The sequence below is a fragment of the Ensifer sp. SL37 genome, from assembly GCF_026672675.1.
GTDB lineage: Bacteria > Pseudomonadota > Alphaproteobacteria > Rhizobiales > Rhizobiaceae > Ensifer > Ensifer adhaerens.
The window spans coordinates 305,666-318,880 of sequence record NZ_JAPPRN010000006.1 but is presented as its reverse complement, the minus strand read 5'-3'; the positions used below and the strand labels follow the sequence as shown (position 1 = coordinate 318,880).

Below are 13,215 nucleotides of genomic sequence, written 5' to 3'. Positions count from 1 at the left end.
GTGTATCGAAGTGGGACTAACAAGACATGAATTGGAAAGGTTTTTTTCGGGGCAGCTAAAGAAAAGCCGGCCGCCCTACTGTCGAAGGTTAATCGATCAAGAAAAAACGTCATTCATCACGAAGTTTGATCCGACTTTCGAGAAAAGCGTCGCTAAGGTGGCCCGGTCCTGCAGCGGTGCTCTCCGCTGAAAAATCTCCAAACCAGCCCGCGTGCCAGCTGATCGCCGGTCAAGGCTGTTCGAAAAGTGCCCTCAATGGATGCGGAAGTCGAAAGCCCGATGAAGGGGATCCTGCTCAAGGTCCTTTCAGTCGTCATTTTCGTTTGCATGTCGACGCTGATCAAGGCGGCCGGAAACGAGATCGCCACCGGCCAGATCACCTTCTACCGCTCGGCCTTCGCCATGGTGCCGATCCTCGGCTATCTCGCCTTCCGCGGACAGCTGCGCGACGCCTTCAAGACCGAAGATTTTACCGGCCATATCGCTCGCGGCTTCGTCGGCATTCTCGCAATGAGCTTCGGTTTTTACGGCCTCGTACACCTGCCGCTGCCTGAAGCCATCGCCATCGGCTATGCCATGCCGCTGATCGCCGTCGCCTTCGCCGCGATTTTTCTAGGCGAGTCGGTGCGGCTCTACCGTTGGTCGGCCGTTGTCGTCGGGCTGGTCGGCGTGATGATCATCACCTGGCCACGGCTGACCCTTTTTCGCGAAGGCGGCTTCGGTTCGCTGGAGGCGCTGGGCGCTGCTGCTGTGCTGGTTTCGGCGGCCCTGGGCGCAGTTGCCATGGTGCTGGTACGAAAACTCGTCAAGAATGAGCGCACCCACACGATCGTGCTCTATTTCTCGCTGTCGGCCTCGGTCTTCTCTCTCGCGACCTTGCCCTTCGGCTGGCCGTCGATCTCGCGCGAGGCCTTCCTGTTGCTGATGGTCGCCGGTTTCTGTGGCGGTGTCGCCCAGATCCTTTTGACCGAGAGCTATCGCCATGCCGACATGTCGACCATCGCACCGTTCGAATACACTTCGATCGTGCTCGGCCTGATCATCGGCTACTTCCTGTTCGACGATATCCCGACGGCCGCCATGCTCGTCGGCACGGCCATCGTCGTTGGCGCAGGCATCTTCATCATTTTCCGCGAACATCGGCTTGGCCTCGAGCGCCGGGGCGCTCGCAAGCATGTGACGCCGCAGGGCTGAGCCACGGCCTACGGCCGCGGGTTTTCCCAGGCCGGAACCGTATCGTCGTCGATCAGCGGTTCCCGCGCCGCCTGCTGGGCAGCCGGGCTCGTCACATCAGGGCCGGGCGTCGGCATGACGCTCGTTGCCTGGAAGTCGGTCTTGACGACGAGCCCCTTGTGCTGCTCGCGCCGCAGAATGCGCCAGGCTGCATAGCCGCCATAGAGCGCGAAGTAGACGGCAAGGACGAGAAACAGCGCCGCCGGGCCGAAACGATCCATGACCGGACCGACCATCAGCGGGCCGGAAATCGTGCCGAGCCCGTAGGTGATCATCAGGCCCGAGGATGTTTCGACATACTCGTTGGGTTTGGCGAGATCATTGGCATGGGCGACGTTCAGTGCGTAGATCGGGAAGAGCACCGATCCGACGAAAGCGGCGATGATGTAGAGAACGGCGGGCTGGCTGCCGATCGATGCCGACATCACCAGGCACGAGATGACGCCGACGATGCCGCAGCCAACCATGACGATGCGCCGGTCGATCTTGTCGGAGAGACGTCCGATCGGGATTTGCGAGAGGGCGCTGCCGGTCAATAGCGAGGCGAGCAGTGTCGCGCCTTCCGCCGTCGAAAGTCCGATCTTCTGGGTGAAGACACCGCCGAGGTTCAGCCAGGCGCCCGAGAGCGCGCCGGCGAGAAAACCGCCGACGACGGCGACCGGCGAGCGGCGGAAGAGGGCGGGGATATCGAACTTCGCCTGTGCCGGTGGCGCCGGCATGGGGGAGGAGGAGAGCGCCGTCGGCAATAGCGCCAGCGAGAACAGCACGCTGCAGAGCATGAACAGCGACGTGTTTGTCGGGTCGCCGAGCGGCACCATGTACTGCCCGCCGATCGTGCCGACCATCGTCGTGATCAGGTAGAGCGAAAAGAGCAGGCCGCGGTTCTCGTTGGTAACGCGCTCGTTGAGCCAGCTCTCGATGACGAGATAGCTGCCGGAGATGGCAAAGCCGGCAATGGCACGGAACACAATCCAGAGGCGCCAGTCGACGATGAGGCCGCAGAGCAGGATAGCGATGGAGAGCAGCGTGATCAGCGCGGTGAAGACGCGCACATGGCCGACACGCAGCACGAATTTCGGCGTGACGACGCAGGAAAGGGTGAAGCCGACCGTATAGCCGGTGGCGATCACCGAGACCGTCAGCGTCGACCAGTTCTCGGCGACGGAACGCACGGGGATCACATAGCTCTGCAGGCCGAAGCCGACCATCATGAGAAGGGTCGACACCATCAGACTGAAGACGGAAGCGAGGCTGGCCAGCATCGGCGCTCCTGGAAACGTGGCGCTTCGTCATTTGTCCGATGACAAGCAAACGCAGATGGAGCGAGGAACGGTCTGGCAGGGCCGGATGAGCCTGACACTCCTTAGTCGGGACGAGTGTGGCTCTATCCAGTTTTTTACGCCCTGTCGATTGCGACAGGCGATGGCAAAAAGGCGGTGCTTATACCTGCGGGCAGCAGTCAGTTCGGCAGCAACGGGCTCACGGCCGTGCGATGGGCGCGGCGTGCATCCTTCTTGGTGCTGAGAACGGTATATTCGCGCGAGGCGCGCACGGCCGTACCGATGTCGGAGATCGAATCGAGCAGGACCTTGAGGCTGGCAATCGGCTTGGTCATGGGTTCGTTCCTTTCTTCGTGTCGGGTCAAACGATGCGTCACGCGATACGCAAAAGCCGCGTATCGCGTGGGGATCAGCGCTGGATGAAGTCGGCGAAAATCTGCGCCGGACGGGTGGTCCGGGCGAGGCCGATCGCGGTCATCTGCTCGTTGGCTGCCGTGCCAAAGCGGTTGAACGGCGTCCGGTAAGCAGCGCCAGTGTGGCGGAGCGTCTCAAAGCTGCTGTGGATCGGACGAAAGCGGGCAGTCATGGTTCAATTCCTTAAATTCCATTCCTCCCGTACCAGTATATTGCGCTGCAACATGACGTTTTGCAATGCGTCAAAATGCGCCGCTGATATGCGCAAACCGCATGGCTTTCTTCATTCTTTGTTCATGAAACGGGCAAGCGGCCGGGAGCACGATCCGGGCAGGGCGCTTTAGGATCAGCCGTGAATGCGGGCCTTGAAGGCAAGCAGGTCCTGCCAGGCGAAGCGCTTGTTGATCGGCGCCGTCACCAGGTCCTGCGGATGCAGGGTGGCGAGGGTCGGCACGTTAATGCCGCCGATCGCAAGCTCGCGCCATTCGCCGCGAAGCTGGTGGATCGTGTCGTTGCCGCCGAAGAAGAAACGGGCGGTGAAATTGCCGAGCAGCAGCAGATGCTTAGGCTCTGCCAGCGCGATCTGGCGTTCGATGAAGGGTCGGCAGATATCGCCCTCGCGCGCCGTCGGCACGCGGTTACCCGGCGGGCGCCAGGGCACGACATTGCTCAAGAGCACGCTCTCGCGCGTAAGACCGATGCCCGCCATCATCCGGGTCAGCATCTCGCCGAGGCGGCCCGCAAAAGGCTGGCCGTCGCGATCGTCGTCGGCATAGGGCATCGGGCCGACGATCATGATGCCGCTTGCCGGATCACCCTCGGCAAAGACCAGATTGCGGGCGCTGTTCCTGAGATTGCAGCCGGCAAAACCTTCCATCGCAACGCGGAGCTCGGCGAGCGACCGGGCCGATTCGGCGGCAAAGCGCGCCTCTTCGATCGCCTGCGCATCGGGGATGGCGACCGCAGGGGCGTTCGCGACTGGGGCAGGTGCGCGGGAAGGGGTGGGAGCAGCGGCCGCCGCTGTCTGGCGCGCCGTCGGTTGCGAAGCGGGTGCCTCCGCCCGGTTGCTGGTTGCCGCCACGCGGGCGTTGCCGCGTGCTGCCTTCATCGCCTCGAACTCGGCGAAACGGTCGACCGGTTCCTCTTCCAGCAGCCATTCGACGCCCGCATCGCCGTGGAAGGCGAGAAGGGCGGCAAGCTGCGCCGGAGAAAGGTCGTTGGCGGAAATCATGGCCGCCAACCTAGCCCATAAGCGGCCGGACCGGAACCGCTTTTCCGGCGCTCGACCCTCCTATCCAAGGTCATGCACATCCGGTTCGCGCGTCGGCTCAGGCCGCATTCGCGGTCCAGTGGGCGATGTCCTCGTGCTCGCCGATCAGCGCCAGGCCATGGGCGATCGACAGCAGTTCGCCGCCGCTCTCGATCCGGTCGGCATCGAAACGCCGCTCGAAGATGCCGCGTACGGCCGGAACGAAGGAGGTGCCGCCGGTCAAGAACACCTTGTCGATCGTCTCGGGTGCCGTTGCCGTCGACTGCAGCACATCATCCAGCGCGCCCTCGATGCGGGCGAGCTCCGGCGCGATCCAGCCTTCGAAATCGCTGCGGCGAACGGTGCGGCGCGACATTTCGCCGAGCGGGGCGAAATAGAACTCGGTCTCGTCCTCCTTCGACAGTTGCATCTTCGTGGCCGAGATCGCGTTGTAGAGCGGATAGCCCTCGTCATGCTCGATCAGGTCAACGAAGGCCTCGAGCTTTTCCGGCTCCAGGCTCTGGCGCACGAGCTTCTTCAGATCGGTGAAATCTTTCAGTGTCTTGAAGATCGAAAGCTGATTCCAGCGGCCGAAATTCGCGTAGTAGTTCGACGGCACTTCAAGCAGCTTGTCGAAGCTCTTGAACAGACTCCCCTTTCCGATCAGTGGCGAGACGACGTTGTCGATGATGCGGAAGTCGAAATGGTCGCCGGCGATGCCCACGCCCGAATGGCCGATCGGGGTTGCCGTCAGGCGCCCGGCCTTGGTCTCGAAGCGGATCAGCGAATAGTCGGTGGTGCCGCCGCCGAAGTCGGCGACGAGCACAGTTGCGTCCTGCTTCAGGTTCTGGGCGAAGTAGAAGGCCGCTGCCACCGGTTCGTAGACGTAGTGCACCTCCGGAAAGCCGAATTCGGAGAGGGCTGCGCCATAGCGCTCGAGCGCCAGCGCAGGGTCGGGGCTGGAGCCGGCAAAGTGCACCGGACGGCCGACGACGATGCGGCTGTACTGGTCCGCCCAGCCGTCACCGGCATAGTCGCGCAGCTTGGTCAGGAACACGCGCATCAGGTCTTCGAAGCTGTGGCGCTTGGCAAAGACCTGCGTGCCCTGGAAGAGGGGGCTTGCGGCAAAGGTCTTGATCGACTGCAGGAAACGACAGTCACCGGGATTGTCGATGAAGGCGCGGATTGCGGCCTGGCCCGCCTCGACCTTCAGCGCCTGGGCGCCAAGCTTGGCATCCTTCATGAAGGAGAGGGCAGTACGCATGGCATCGGTCGAGCCGGCGAGGCTGTCGAAGCGCATCGAGTGGGTCGTTTCGCCCGCGGCAACCGCCAGAACGGAATTGGTGGTGCCGAAATCAAAGCCGAGTGCCTTGACCATGAGTGTCTCCTTGCATCTGGCGTCGCTTCGCCGCCCGGAGTGGGGCCGGTGGCGCGCGACGCAACATGAATTCCGTGGGCCGCTTTCGGGGATCGATGGGCGGCCGGCTTCAAAGCCGAAAGACACGCCGTCCGGACGCCGAGAGGCGCCTTGCCGCGTGCCGATTGCGAATGGGGTGTGCCAGCGCGTACCGCTGGAAGGGTGCGGCGGCCTCGTCGCACGGCTCTTCGGCAAAAGCAAGGCCGCATGGGTCATAGCTTCGCTGCGCGACAAATTGATGTATTTACGTTTACGTACACGTCATATAGATATTTGCCTATACTCATGACCTCATGCGCAAAAGCGGGCATCGTCTGTCGCATCCCGGCTCGACAAGCCAAACTGCATTTGCCATGACGGAATGATATGCCCTGGGAACGGAGCCGGCAGAAGACCGGTGAGACTGGAGAGACGGTATGACCGAACAAGACCTGCCCGAACGCGAGAGCATGGAGTTCGACGTTGTGATCGTGGGTGCGGGACCGGCGGGTCTTGCAGCGGCGATCCGGCTGAAGCAGGTCAATCCGGAGCTTTCGGTCGTCGTCTTGGAAAAGGGCGCCGAAGTCGGTGCGCATATCCTGTCGGGCGCCGTCGTCGATCCGATCGGCATCGACCGATTGCTGCCGGACTGGCGCGCCGACGCCGACCATCCGTTCAAGACCGAGGTTAAGGACGACCACTTCCTGTTGTTGGGACCCGCCGGCTCGATCCGCCTGCCGAACTTCCTGATGCCGCCGCTGATGAACAATCACGGCAACTACATCGTATCGCTTGGGCTCGTCTGTCGCTGGCTGGCGACAAAGGCGGAGGAACTCGGCGTCGAGATCTATCCGGGCTTTGCCGCAACCGAAGTGCTCTACAACGACGAAGGTGCGGTCATCGGGGTTGCCACCGGCGACATGGGCATCGAGAGGAACGGCGAACCGGGCCCGAACTTTGCCCGCGGCATGGCGCTGCTCGGCAAATACACGCTGATCGGCGAGGGCGTGCGCGGTTCGCTCGCCAAGCAGCTGATCGCCAAGTTCGATCTCTCCAGGGACAGCGACGTCCAGAAGTTCGGCATCGGTCTGAAGGAACTCTGGCAGGTCAAGCCGGAAAACCATCGCCCGGGTCTGGTGCAGCACTCCTTCGGCTGGCCGCTCGGCATGAAGACCGGTGGCGGCTCCTTCCTCTATCACCTCGAAGACAACATGGTCGCCGTCGGCTTCGTCGTGCACCTGAATTACAAGAACCCCTATCTCTTCCCCTTCGAGGAGTTCCAGCGCTTCAAGACGCATCCGGCGATCCGTGGCACGTTCGAGGGCGGCAAGCGTCTCTCCTATGGCGCCCGTGCGATCACCGAGGGCGGTTACCAGTCGGTACCGAAGTTGTCCTTCCCCGGTGGTGCGCTGATCGGCTGTTCGGCCGGTCTCGTCAACGTGCCGCGCATCAAGGGCAGCCACAATGCGGTACTTTCAGGCATTCTAGCGGCCGAGAAGCTGGCAGCGGCGATCGCCAGTGGCCGCGCCAATGACGAGCCGATCGAGATCGAACGCGGCTGGCGTGACAGCGCCATCGGCCAGGACCTGAAGCGGGTGAGAAACGTCAAGCCGCTGTGGTCGAAGTTCGGCACGGCGATCGGCGTTGGGCTCGGCGGTCTCGACATGTGGACCAACCAGCTGTTCGGCTTCTCCTTCTTCGGCACGCTGAAGCACGGAAAGACCGATGCGCAGTCGCTCGAACCCGCAGCGCAGCACCAGAAGATCGACTATCCAAAGCCGGATGGGGTTCTGACCTTCGACCGGCTGTCCTCGGTGTTCCTGTCGAACACCAACCATGAGGAGGACCAGCCGGTTCATCTCAAGGTGAAGGACATGGATCTGCAGAAGCGCTCCGAGCATGACATCTATGCCGGTCCGTCGACGCGCTACTGTCCGGCCGGGGTCTACGAATGGGTGGAGAAGGACGGCAAGGACGTCTTCGTCATCAACGCCCAGAACTGCGTGCACTGCAAGACCTGCGACATCAAGGACCCGAACCAGAACATCAACTGGGTGCCGCCCCAAGGCGGCGAAGGCCCGGTCTATCCGAACATGTGAGTTCGGGAGGCGGTCTTAGATCCGCGGCCATTGAGGTTTACAAAGGCGCCGGCGGCCATTGGCCACGGCGCCTTTGTCGTTTCATGCCTTCGCCCAGATGCGATCAACGAAATCGGCAATCAGCGGTGCGATCTCCGGCAGGTTTTCTTCCAGCGCGAAGTGGCCGGTATCGAACAGGTGGAGCTCGGCCTCAGAAAGGTCGGTGAGGAAGGCGCGAGCGCCCTTCTCTGTGAAGAAGGGATCGTTACGGCCCCAGGTGATCAGGGTCGGCGGCCGTTCGCGGCGCAGCCACTCTTGCCATTCGCCGTAGCGGGCAAGGTTGCTCTTGTAGTCGAAGGCAAGATCGATCTGCGGCTGGCGGCGATCCGGGCGATCGAGGAAGTGCTGATCCATGGTCCAGCCGTCAGGTGCGACCAGGTCCGGATCCTTCGTCCCGCCGACATATTGCGCACGGGTCATCTCCAAGGTCAGCAACTGCCGCACCTGCTCTTCAGCGCCTTCGTCCTCGGATTTGAGCGCAATGAAGTCGCGGGCAATGTCGGAAAGCCCCTCCAGATAGGCATTGCCGTTCTGGACGATCAGCCCGGCAATGCGCTCGGGCTTTCTGCTTGCAAGACGAAACCCGACGGGCGCGCCGAAATCGAAGGCGTAGAGGACGAAGCGTTTCAGCGCGAGCGCATCCACGAACGCTTCCATGACATCCGCCAGCTTGTCGAAACTGTAGACGAAACTGCCGCCTTCGTTCGTCGAGGTCGGCGTGTCGCTATGCCCGAAGCCCGGATAGTCAGGCGCGATCAGACGGTAGTCGCTGCCAAGCGCGTCCATTAGCCGCCGGTACTGGTGGGAAGACGAGGGGAAGCCGTGCAGAAGCAGGATTGTCGGGAAATCGGCCGGCGCTCCGGTCGGCACGCTCTCGCGGTAGAAGACGCGGACGCCTCCGGCCTCGATGAACCGGTGCCGGATCGATGGAATGCTATGCCTGCTCATTTAACACTCCTATTGGTAATATTTATGCATTAGAATTGCGCCAGAAAACCTAATGCGTCAATATCGAAATTATGCATTATGTGAGGCCTGCATGGATCTGGTTCCTTTCGTCGGAGAGCCCCTTGCTCTCGATCTCGTCAACACTCGCCCTTTGACCGCGAGCGGCCGTGTCGATCTCTTCGCGGCCGATGGCGGGCTCGCGCATTGGCTGGCGTTGGAGGGGCCTCGCATGTCGGATGTCGCGTTTGCCAGCATCGGTGCGGCCGACGCCGACGATCTCGCGCCAGTCCTTGCCGTCCGCTCGCATGTGGCGTCGGCCATCGCACATGTGATGGACAGGCAACCTGTTCCGGCCGCGGATATCGAGGGCCTTAACGCGGCAATGGAGGCAGCACCGGTCGTCCGCCGTCTCGATTGGACCGATCCGCCGCGGCTCGTCAGCGAAAGAACGGCGGAGCCCATGGTCCAGCTAGCCGGTTTCCTCGCCGAGGACGCTGCGGCGTTGCTTGCCGGCGGCGACGCCAGGCTCATCCGCAAATGCGAGGCGGAGGATTGTGTGATGCTGTTCGTCGGCAGCAATGCCCGGCGGCGTTGGTGCTCGGCGGCGCGCTGCGGAAACCGGGTGCGCGTGTCGCGCTATTACCAGCGCTGCAAAACGTCCTGACGACCACTTCAACGATGCGCAAATATTAGGAAAGGCACCCGTTGACGCAAATGGGAAAGTCCTTGCCGGAAAAGCCCGTTAGCTTTCATGATGTCATCGGCTTGAAGCCGACGGATCTGCAGGCCGTTCGGTCCCTGTTGTCTTGAGTTGGACCGAACCCTGTGACGCTGTCGATCCCCGCGGTGAGATCGGCAGTGCGACGGGATGCACCGCCAAAACAAGGGAACGGAAATGAAGAAGCTTCTTGCAACGACTTGCCTGGCCGCGGGCCTCTTTGGCCTCGCCGGCGCAGCTTCGGCCGCCGAATGCGGCGACGTCACGATCGCCAACATGAACTGGCAGAGCGCCGAGGTGCTGGCGAGTGTCGACAAGATCATCCTGACGGAAGGCTACGGCTGCAATGCCGAATTGGTGGTCGGAGACACCGTGCCGACGATCACCTCGATGATCGAAAAGGGCCAGCCGGATGTCGCACCCGAAGGCTGGGTCGACCTGCTTCCGGATGTCGTCAATCGCGGCCTCGAGGAGGGCAAGCTCGTCGGCGCCGCCGTGGCGCTCTCCGATGGCGCCGTCCAGGGCTGGTGGGTGCCGAAATACATCGTCGATGCCAATCCCGACATCAAGACGATCGATGACGCCTTGAAGCACAAGGAACTGTTTCCGGATCCGGAAGACGCAAGCAAGGGCGCCGTCTTCAACGGCCCGCAGGGCTGGGGCGGCACGGTCGTGACGACGCAGCTTTATAAAGCCTATGGCGGCGAAACGGCTGGCTTCACGCTGGTCGATACCGGTTCGGCCGCCGGCCTCGATGGCTCGATCGCCAAGGCCCATGAGCGCAAGCAGGGCTGGGTCGGCTACTACTGGGCGCCGACGGCCCTTCTCGGCAAGTACGAGATGGTGAAGCTCGAGCATGGTGTGGCCGCCGATCCGGCCGAATGGAAGCGCTGCAACACGGTTGCCGATTGCCCGGATCCCAAGAAGAACGACTGGCCGAAGGACAAGGTCCAGACGCTGGTGACCAAGGCCTTCGCCGATCGCGCCGGCCCGGCTATGGATTACCTCAACAAGCGCGCCTGGACCAACGACACGGTCAACAAGCTGATGGCCTGGATGACCGACAATCAGGCGAGCGGGGAGGAGGGCGCCAAGCACTTCCTGCAGGAAAACCCCGATATCTGGACCCCGTGGGTTTCGCCCGAGGTCGCCGAAAAGGTGAAGGCCGCGCTCTGATCGCGATGGTCATAACCAGCGGGCGGCGCAGTCATGTGCGCCGCCTCTTCGTTCTAGGTCCGGCAAAGGCAAAACAACAATCGCGGCCGGCGAAATCTGAAGGGGAAATGGAATGGACTGGTTGACCCAGTTTCCACACATGGATGACGAGAGCCTGAGAGCCTTGAAAAAGGCGATCGACGAGGGATTTCGCGGCTTCACGCGCGCCTATGGCGACGCGATCGAAGGCTTCTTCGAGCCCTTGCAGTTCTTTCTCATCCAGTCGGAGCGCTTCATGACGAAGACGCCCTGGCCAATCATCCTGATCTTGATCGCTTTCATCGCCTGGGTGGCAAGCCGCAACTGGAAGATCGTCGCCGGCTGCATCGGCACGCTGCTGTTGATCGGCTACTTCGACATGTGGGACGACACGATGAAGACGGTCTCGATGATCTTCGTCTGTACCGTGCTGTCGATTGCCATCGGCATTCCGATCGGCATCGTCATGTCCCGTTCGGACCGGTTCCAGAACATCGTCAATCCGATTCTCGACGTGATGCAGACGATGCCGAGCTTCGTCTATTTGATCCCGGTCGTGATGCTGCTTGGGATCGGCAAAGTGCCGGGGCTGATCGCCGTTGTCATCTACGCGATCCCGCCGATGATTCGCCTGACGAACCTTGGCATTCGCCTCGTCGACAAGGACGTGCTGGAGGCGGCCGATGCCTTCGGTTCGTCGGCGTGGCAGAAGCTCAAGAACGTCCAGATGCCGCTCGCCTTGCCGACGATCATGGCCGGCATCAACCAGACGATCATGATGGCGCTCGCCATGGTGGTCATCGCCTCGATGATCGGTGTTCAGGGCCTCGGCCAGCCGGTGCTGAAGGCGATTGCCAACCAGTACTTCACGCTCGGCATCTTCAACGGCCTTGCGATCGTCGGCATTGCCATCATCTTCGATCGCGTCAGCCAGGCCTACGGTCACCGGCTGCAAAAACACCGTGAAATCATTCACGGCTGAGCCTGTCGTCGAGACAGAAAAAGGCCCCGGAGCGAACACCTCCGGGGCCTTCCCATTTTAACGAGCTTTGCGTTCAGGGCCTGGACGAAAGAATGCCGGTCGAAAGCGCGACGCCGGTAGCGGTGACGACCGCGGCGAGGATCTCGAAGGGGCCGATCTGCTCGCCGAGCAGGACGGCGCCGCCGACCATCGCGAGAACCGGTGTCAGCGCCGTGAAGGCGGCCGCCTGGGTACCGCCAAGGCTCTTCACGGCAAAGCCGTAGGCTACCATGGCGACGAGGCCGGACAGGATGCCCTGGCTGGTGACCTGCAAGGCGATCTCCTGGACCGGAACGCTGGCAAGGGTGGTTCCAAAGCAGGCGGCAAGTCCGAGATGGATCAGGAACGACCAGATGGCGATCAGGGCGCTTCCCTGCAGCGGGCTGAGGCCGGAGCGGCGGAAGGCATGGGTATAGATCGCCCAGAGGGTCGCCGCAGTCGGCAGCAGCGCATAGCCGCTCCAGCCGGTCGAGGCCGCACTTCCGAGGCTTCGCGTCAGGAGGATGGCGACGCCGGCAAGGATTGCGGCAAAGCCGAGCACGCGCATCCGGTCCGGCCGCTCGCCGAAGACCGTGATGCCGATGAGCGCGGTGGCAAGCGGCATCGAGCCACCGAGGAGAACGCCGACCGAGGAAGCTGGAACGGAGTGGATCGCAAAGGCGGAGACCTGGAAGAACAGGGCGCCCGAACCGGCTACCATCAGGACGAGCAACAGCAGCGGCAGCTTGCGCGGCAGAAGCCCGGTCTTCAGCCAGACCGGGGCAAGAAGGATCGCCGGCACGCCGTAGCGGATCAGCCCGAGGTCGATCGTGCCAAGCGCGGTGCCGGCCGAGTGGCGGGTCGCCAGTATCCAGCCCGCCCAGATGAGGACGGTTACGAAGGCGCCGGCATAGCCGGCGGCGACAGGCGTCGTATTGCCGCGATCGAGAGCGAGCGCAACCATTTGAATTTCCTTCCCGAATTGGATACCTGAGAGGCTTTTGGGTCTGGAAGGAAGATTAAGCCCTGATAGCGGGGCATGTCCTTGCGATTTGTGCCCGAAATAGCCTATCGTCAGCAACAATGTGCCAATAATAACAACTGAAGTTCATAAAAATGCCAAGCCTCGATAAATTCGATCTCGCCATCCTTAGAATCCTTCAGGAGGACGCGCGCGCAACGAACGTCGAGATTGCCGAAAAGGTCAATCTTTCGCCGTCGCCCTGCCTGCGGCGCATCCGCAACCTGGAAAAATCCGGCATCCTGCGCGGCTACAGGGCCGACATCGATCGTAAGGAAGCCGGTCTCGGGCTGACGGTCTTCGTCGAAATCAAGGTTGGGCGCCATAGCCGCGAGAACGCACAGCAGCAGCAGGAGGCGCTGCTCGCCATCCCCGAGGTGGTCTCCTGCTTCCTGATCTCCGGCAATGCCGATTTCCTCGCCGAGGTCGTCGTCGAGGATCTGCCTGCCTATGAGAAACTCTTGACCGAGACGCTGTTGGCCTTGCCCGGCGTCACCGACATCCGGTCCAATTTCGCGATCCGCTCGATCAAGACAGGCGGGCCGCTGAAGTTGCCCGAACCGCGCTGATCGCTGCATTGCTGTGACACTCGGTTTCTGTTGTGCTGGTCGTGATGGAGCGGAC

Annotated in this window: 13 protein-coding genes; 6 read left to right on the top strand and 7 right to left on the bottom strand. The window is 62.2% G+C overall.

All coding sequences use genetic code 11. From position 1 onward, the window contains the following. Positions 1 to 255: 255 nt before the first annotated feature. Positions 256 to 1,194 carry a DMT family transporter gene (locus tag OVA00_RS13645; RefSeq protein WP_060516200.1) on the top strand — a complete coding sequence of 313 codons (939 nt, stop codon included), beginning with the start codon at positions 256 to 258 and terminating at the stop codon, positions 1,192 to 1,194. Positions 1,195 to 1,202: 8 nt separating this feature from the next. On the opposite strand, the gene OVA00_RS13640 is transcribed toward OVA00_RS13645, so the two are convergent. The 5 genes from OVA00_RS13640 to OVA00_RS13620 form a co-directional block, all read right to left on the bottom strand. Then, positions 1,203 to 2,495 carry an MFS transporter gene (locus OVA00_RS13640; RefSeq protein WP_268089129.1) on the bottom strand — a complete coding sequence of 431 codons (1,293 nt, stop codon included), beginning with the start codon at positions 2,493 to 2,495 and terminating at the stop codon, positions 1,203 to 1,205. Positions 2,496 to 2,692: 197 nt separating this feature from the next. Continuing rightward, complete coding sequence (locus OVA00_RS13635) at positions 2,693 to 2,848, bottom strand: hypothetical protein (RefSeq protein ID WP_089043881.1); 156 nt, start codon at positions 2,846 to 2,848, stop codon at positions 2,693 to 2,695. Between the two features lie 74 nt (positions 2,849 to 2,922). Further along, on the bottom strand, positions 2,923 to 3,099 hold the full coding sequence (locus OVA00_RS13630) for a hypothetical protein (protein WP_089043882.1): 177 nt from the start codon (positions 3,097 to 3,099) through the stop codon (positions 2,923 to 2,925). 174 nt (positions 3,100 to 3,273) lie between these two features. Further along, a complete protein-coding gene (locus OVA00_RS13625) occupies positions 3,274 to 4,158 on the bottom strand; it encodes a uracil-DNA glycosylase (RefSeq protein ID WP_268089127.1) in 885 nt (294 codons plus the stop codon). A 97-nt stretch (positions 4,159 to 4,255) separates the two neighbouring features. Then, positions 4,256 to 5,554, bottom strand: a complete 1,299-nt coding sequence (locus OVA00_RS13620; RefSeq protein WP_034789413.1) for an Hsp70 family protein — start codon at positions 5,552 to 5,554, stop codon at positions 4,256 to 4,258. 455 nt (positions 5,555 to 6,009) lie between these two features. Between OVA00_RS13620 and OVA00_RS13615 the strand changes: the two genes are divergently transcribed. Then, positions 6,010 to 7,671 carry an electron transfer flavoprotein-ubiquinone oxidoreductase gene (locus OVA00_RS13615; protein WP_268089126.1) on the top strand — a complete coding sequence of 554 codons (1,662 nt, stop codon included), beginning with the start codon at positions 6,010 to 6,012 and terminating at the stop codon, positions 7,669 to 7,671. Between the two features lie 81 nt (positions 7,672 to 7,752). On the opposite strand, the gene OVA00_RS13610 is transcribed toward OVA00_RS13615, so the two are convergent. Then, positions 7,753 to 8,658 carry an alpha/beta fold hydrolase gene (locus OVA00_RS13610; protein WP_268089125.1) on the bottom strand — a complete coding sequence of 302 codons (906 nt, stop codon included), beginning with the start codon at positions 8,656 to 8,658 and terminating at the stop codon, positions 7,753 to 7,755. A 91-nt stretch (positions 8,659 to 8,749) separates the two neighbouring features. Between OVA00_RS13610 and OVA00_RS13605 the strand changes: the two genes are divergently transcribed. From OVA00_RS13605 to OVA00_RS13595, 3 genes are all read left to right on the top strand, one after another. Further along, positions 8,750 to 9,322: a CGNR zinc finger domain-containing protein gene (locus OVA00_RS13605; protein WP_113189604.1), complete on the top strand. Its 573-nt coding sequence runs from the start codon at positions 8,750 to 8,752 to the stop codon at positions 9,320 to 9,322. Positions 9,323 to 9,553: 231 nt separating this feature from the next. Continuing rightward, positions 9,554 to 10,552, top strand: coding sequence for an ABC transporter substrate-binding protein (locus tag OVA00_RS13600; protein ID WP_268089124.1), 999 nt, complete (start codon positions 9,554 to 9,556; stop codon positions 10,550 to 10,552). 112 nt (positions 10,553 to 10,664) lie between these two features. After that, positions 10,665 to 11,552: an ABC transporter permease gene (locus tag OVA00_RS13595; RefSeq protein ID WP_060522087.1), complete on the top strand. Its 888-nt coding sequence runs from the start codon at positions 10,665 to 10,667 to the stop codon at positions 11,550 to 11,552. A 73-nt stretch (positions 11,553 to 11,625) separates the two neighbouring features. Here the strand turns inward: OVA00_RS13595 and OVA00_RS13590 are convergent, their stop codons facing one another. Then, positions 11,626 to 12,534 carry a DMT family transporter gene (locus tag OVA00_RS13590; RefSeq protein WP_113189673.1) on the bottom strand — a complete coding sequence of 303 codons (909 nt, stop codon included), beginning with the start codon at positions 12,532 to 12,534 and terminating at the stop codon, positions 11,626 to 11,628. Between the two features lie 152 nt (positions 12,535 to 12,686). Between OVA00_RS13590 and OVA00_RS13585 the strand changes: the two genes are divergently transcribed. Next, positions 12,687 to 13,160, top strand: coding sequence for an Lrp/AsnC family transcriptional regulator (locus tag OVA00_RS13585; protein ID WP_060522089.1), 474 nt, complete (start codon positions 12,687 to 12,689; stop codon positions 13,158 to 13,160). Positions 13,161 to 13,215 lie beyond the last annotated feature (55 nt).

Coding starts and splice junctions, on each gene's coding strand:
- OVA00_RS13645 (WP_060516200.1), top strand. CDS start 256: ATGGATGCGGAAGTCGAAAGCCCGATGAAGGGGATCCTGCTCAAGGTC.
- OVA00_RS13620 (WP_034789413.1), bottom strand. CDS start 5,554: ATGGTCAAGGCACTCGGCTTTGATTTCGGCACCACCAATTCCGTTCTG.
- OVA00_RS13595 (WP_060522087.1), top strand. CDS start 10,665: ATGGACTGGTTGACCCAGTTTCCACACATGGATGACGAGAGCCTGAGA.
- OVA00_RS13590 (WP_113189673.1), bottom strand. CDS start 12,534: ATGGTTGCGCTCGCTCTCGATCGCGGCAATACGACGCCTGTCGCCGCC.
- OVA00_RS13615 (WP_268089126.1), top strand. CDS start 6,010: ATGACCGAACAAGACCTGCCCGAACGCGAGAGCATGGAGTTCGACGTT.
- OVA00_RS13625 (WP_268089127.1), bottom strand. CDS start 4,158: ATGATTTCCGCCAACGACCTTTCTCCGGCGCAGCTTGCCGCCCTTCTC.
- OVA00_RS13610 (WP_268089125.1), bottom strand. CDS start 8,658: ATGAGCAGGCATAGCATTCCATCGATCCGGCACCGGTTCATCGAGGCC.
- OVA00_RS13600 (WP_268089124.1), top strand. CDS start 9,554: ATGAAGAAGCTTCTTGCAACGACTTGCCTGGCCGCGGGCCTCTTTGGC.
- OVA00_RS13630 (WP_089043882.1), bottom strand. CDS start 3,099: ATGACTGCCCGCTTTCGTCCGATCCACAGCAGCTTTGAGACGCTCCGC.
- OVA00_RS13640 (WP_268089129.1), bottom strand. CDS start 2,495: ATGCTGGCCAGCCTCGCTTCCGTCTTCAGTCTGATGGTGTCGACCCTT.
- OVA00_RS13635 (WP_089043881.1), bottom strand. CDS start 2,848: ATGACCAAGCCGATTGCCAGCCTCAAGGTCCTGCTCGATTCGATCTCC.
- OVA00_RS13605 (WP_113189604.1), top strand. CDS start 8,750: ATGGATCTGGTTCCTTTCGTCGGAGAGCCCCTTGCTCTCGATCTCGTC.
- OVA00_RS13585 (WP_060522089.1), top strand. CDS start 12,687: ATGCCAAGCCTCGATAAATTCGATCTCGCCATCCTTAGAATCCTTCAG.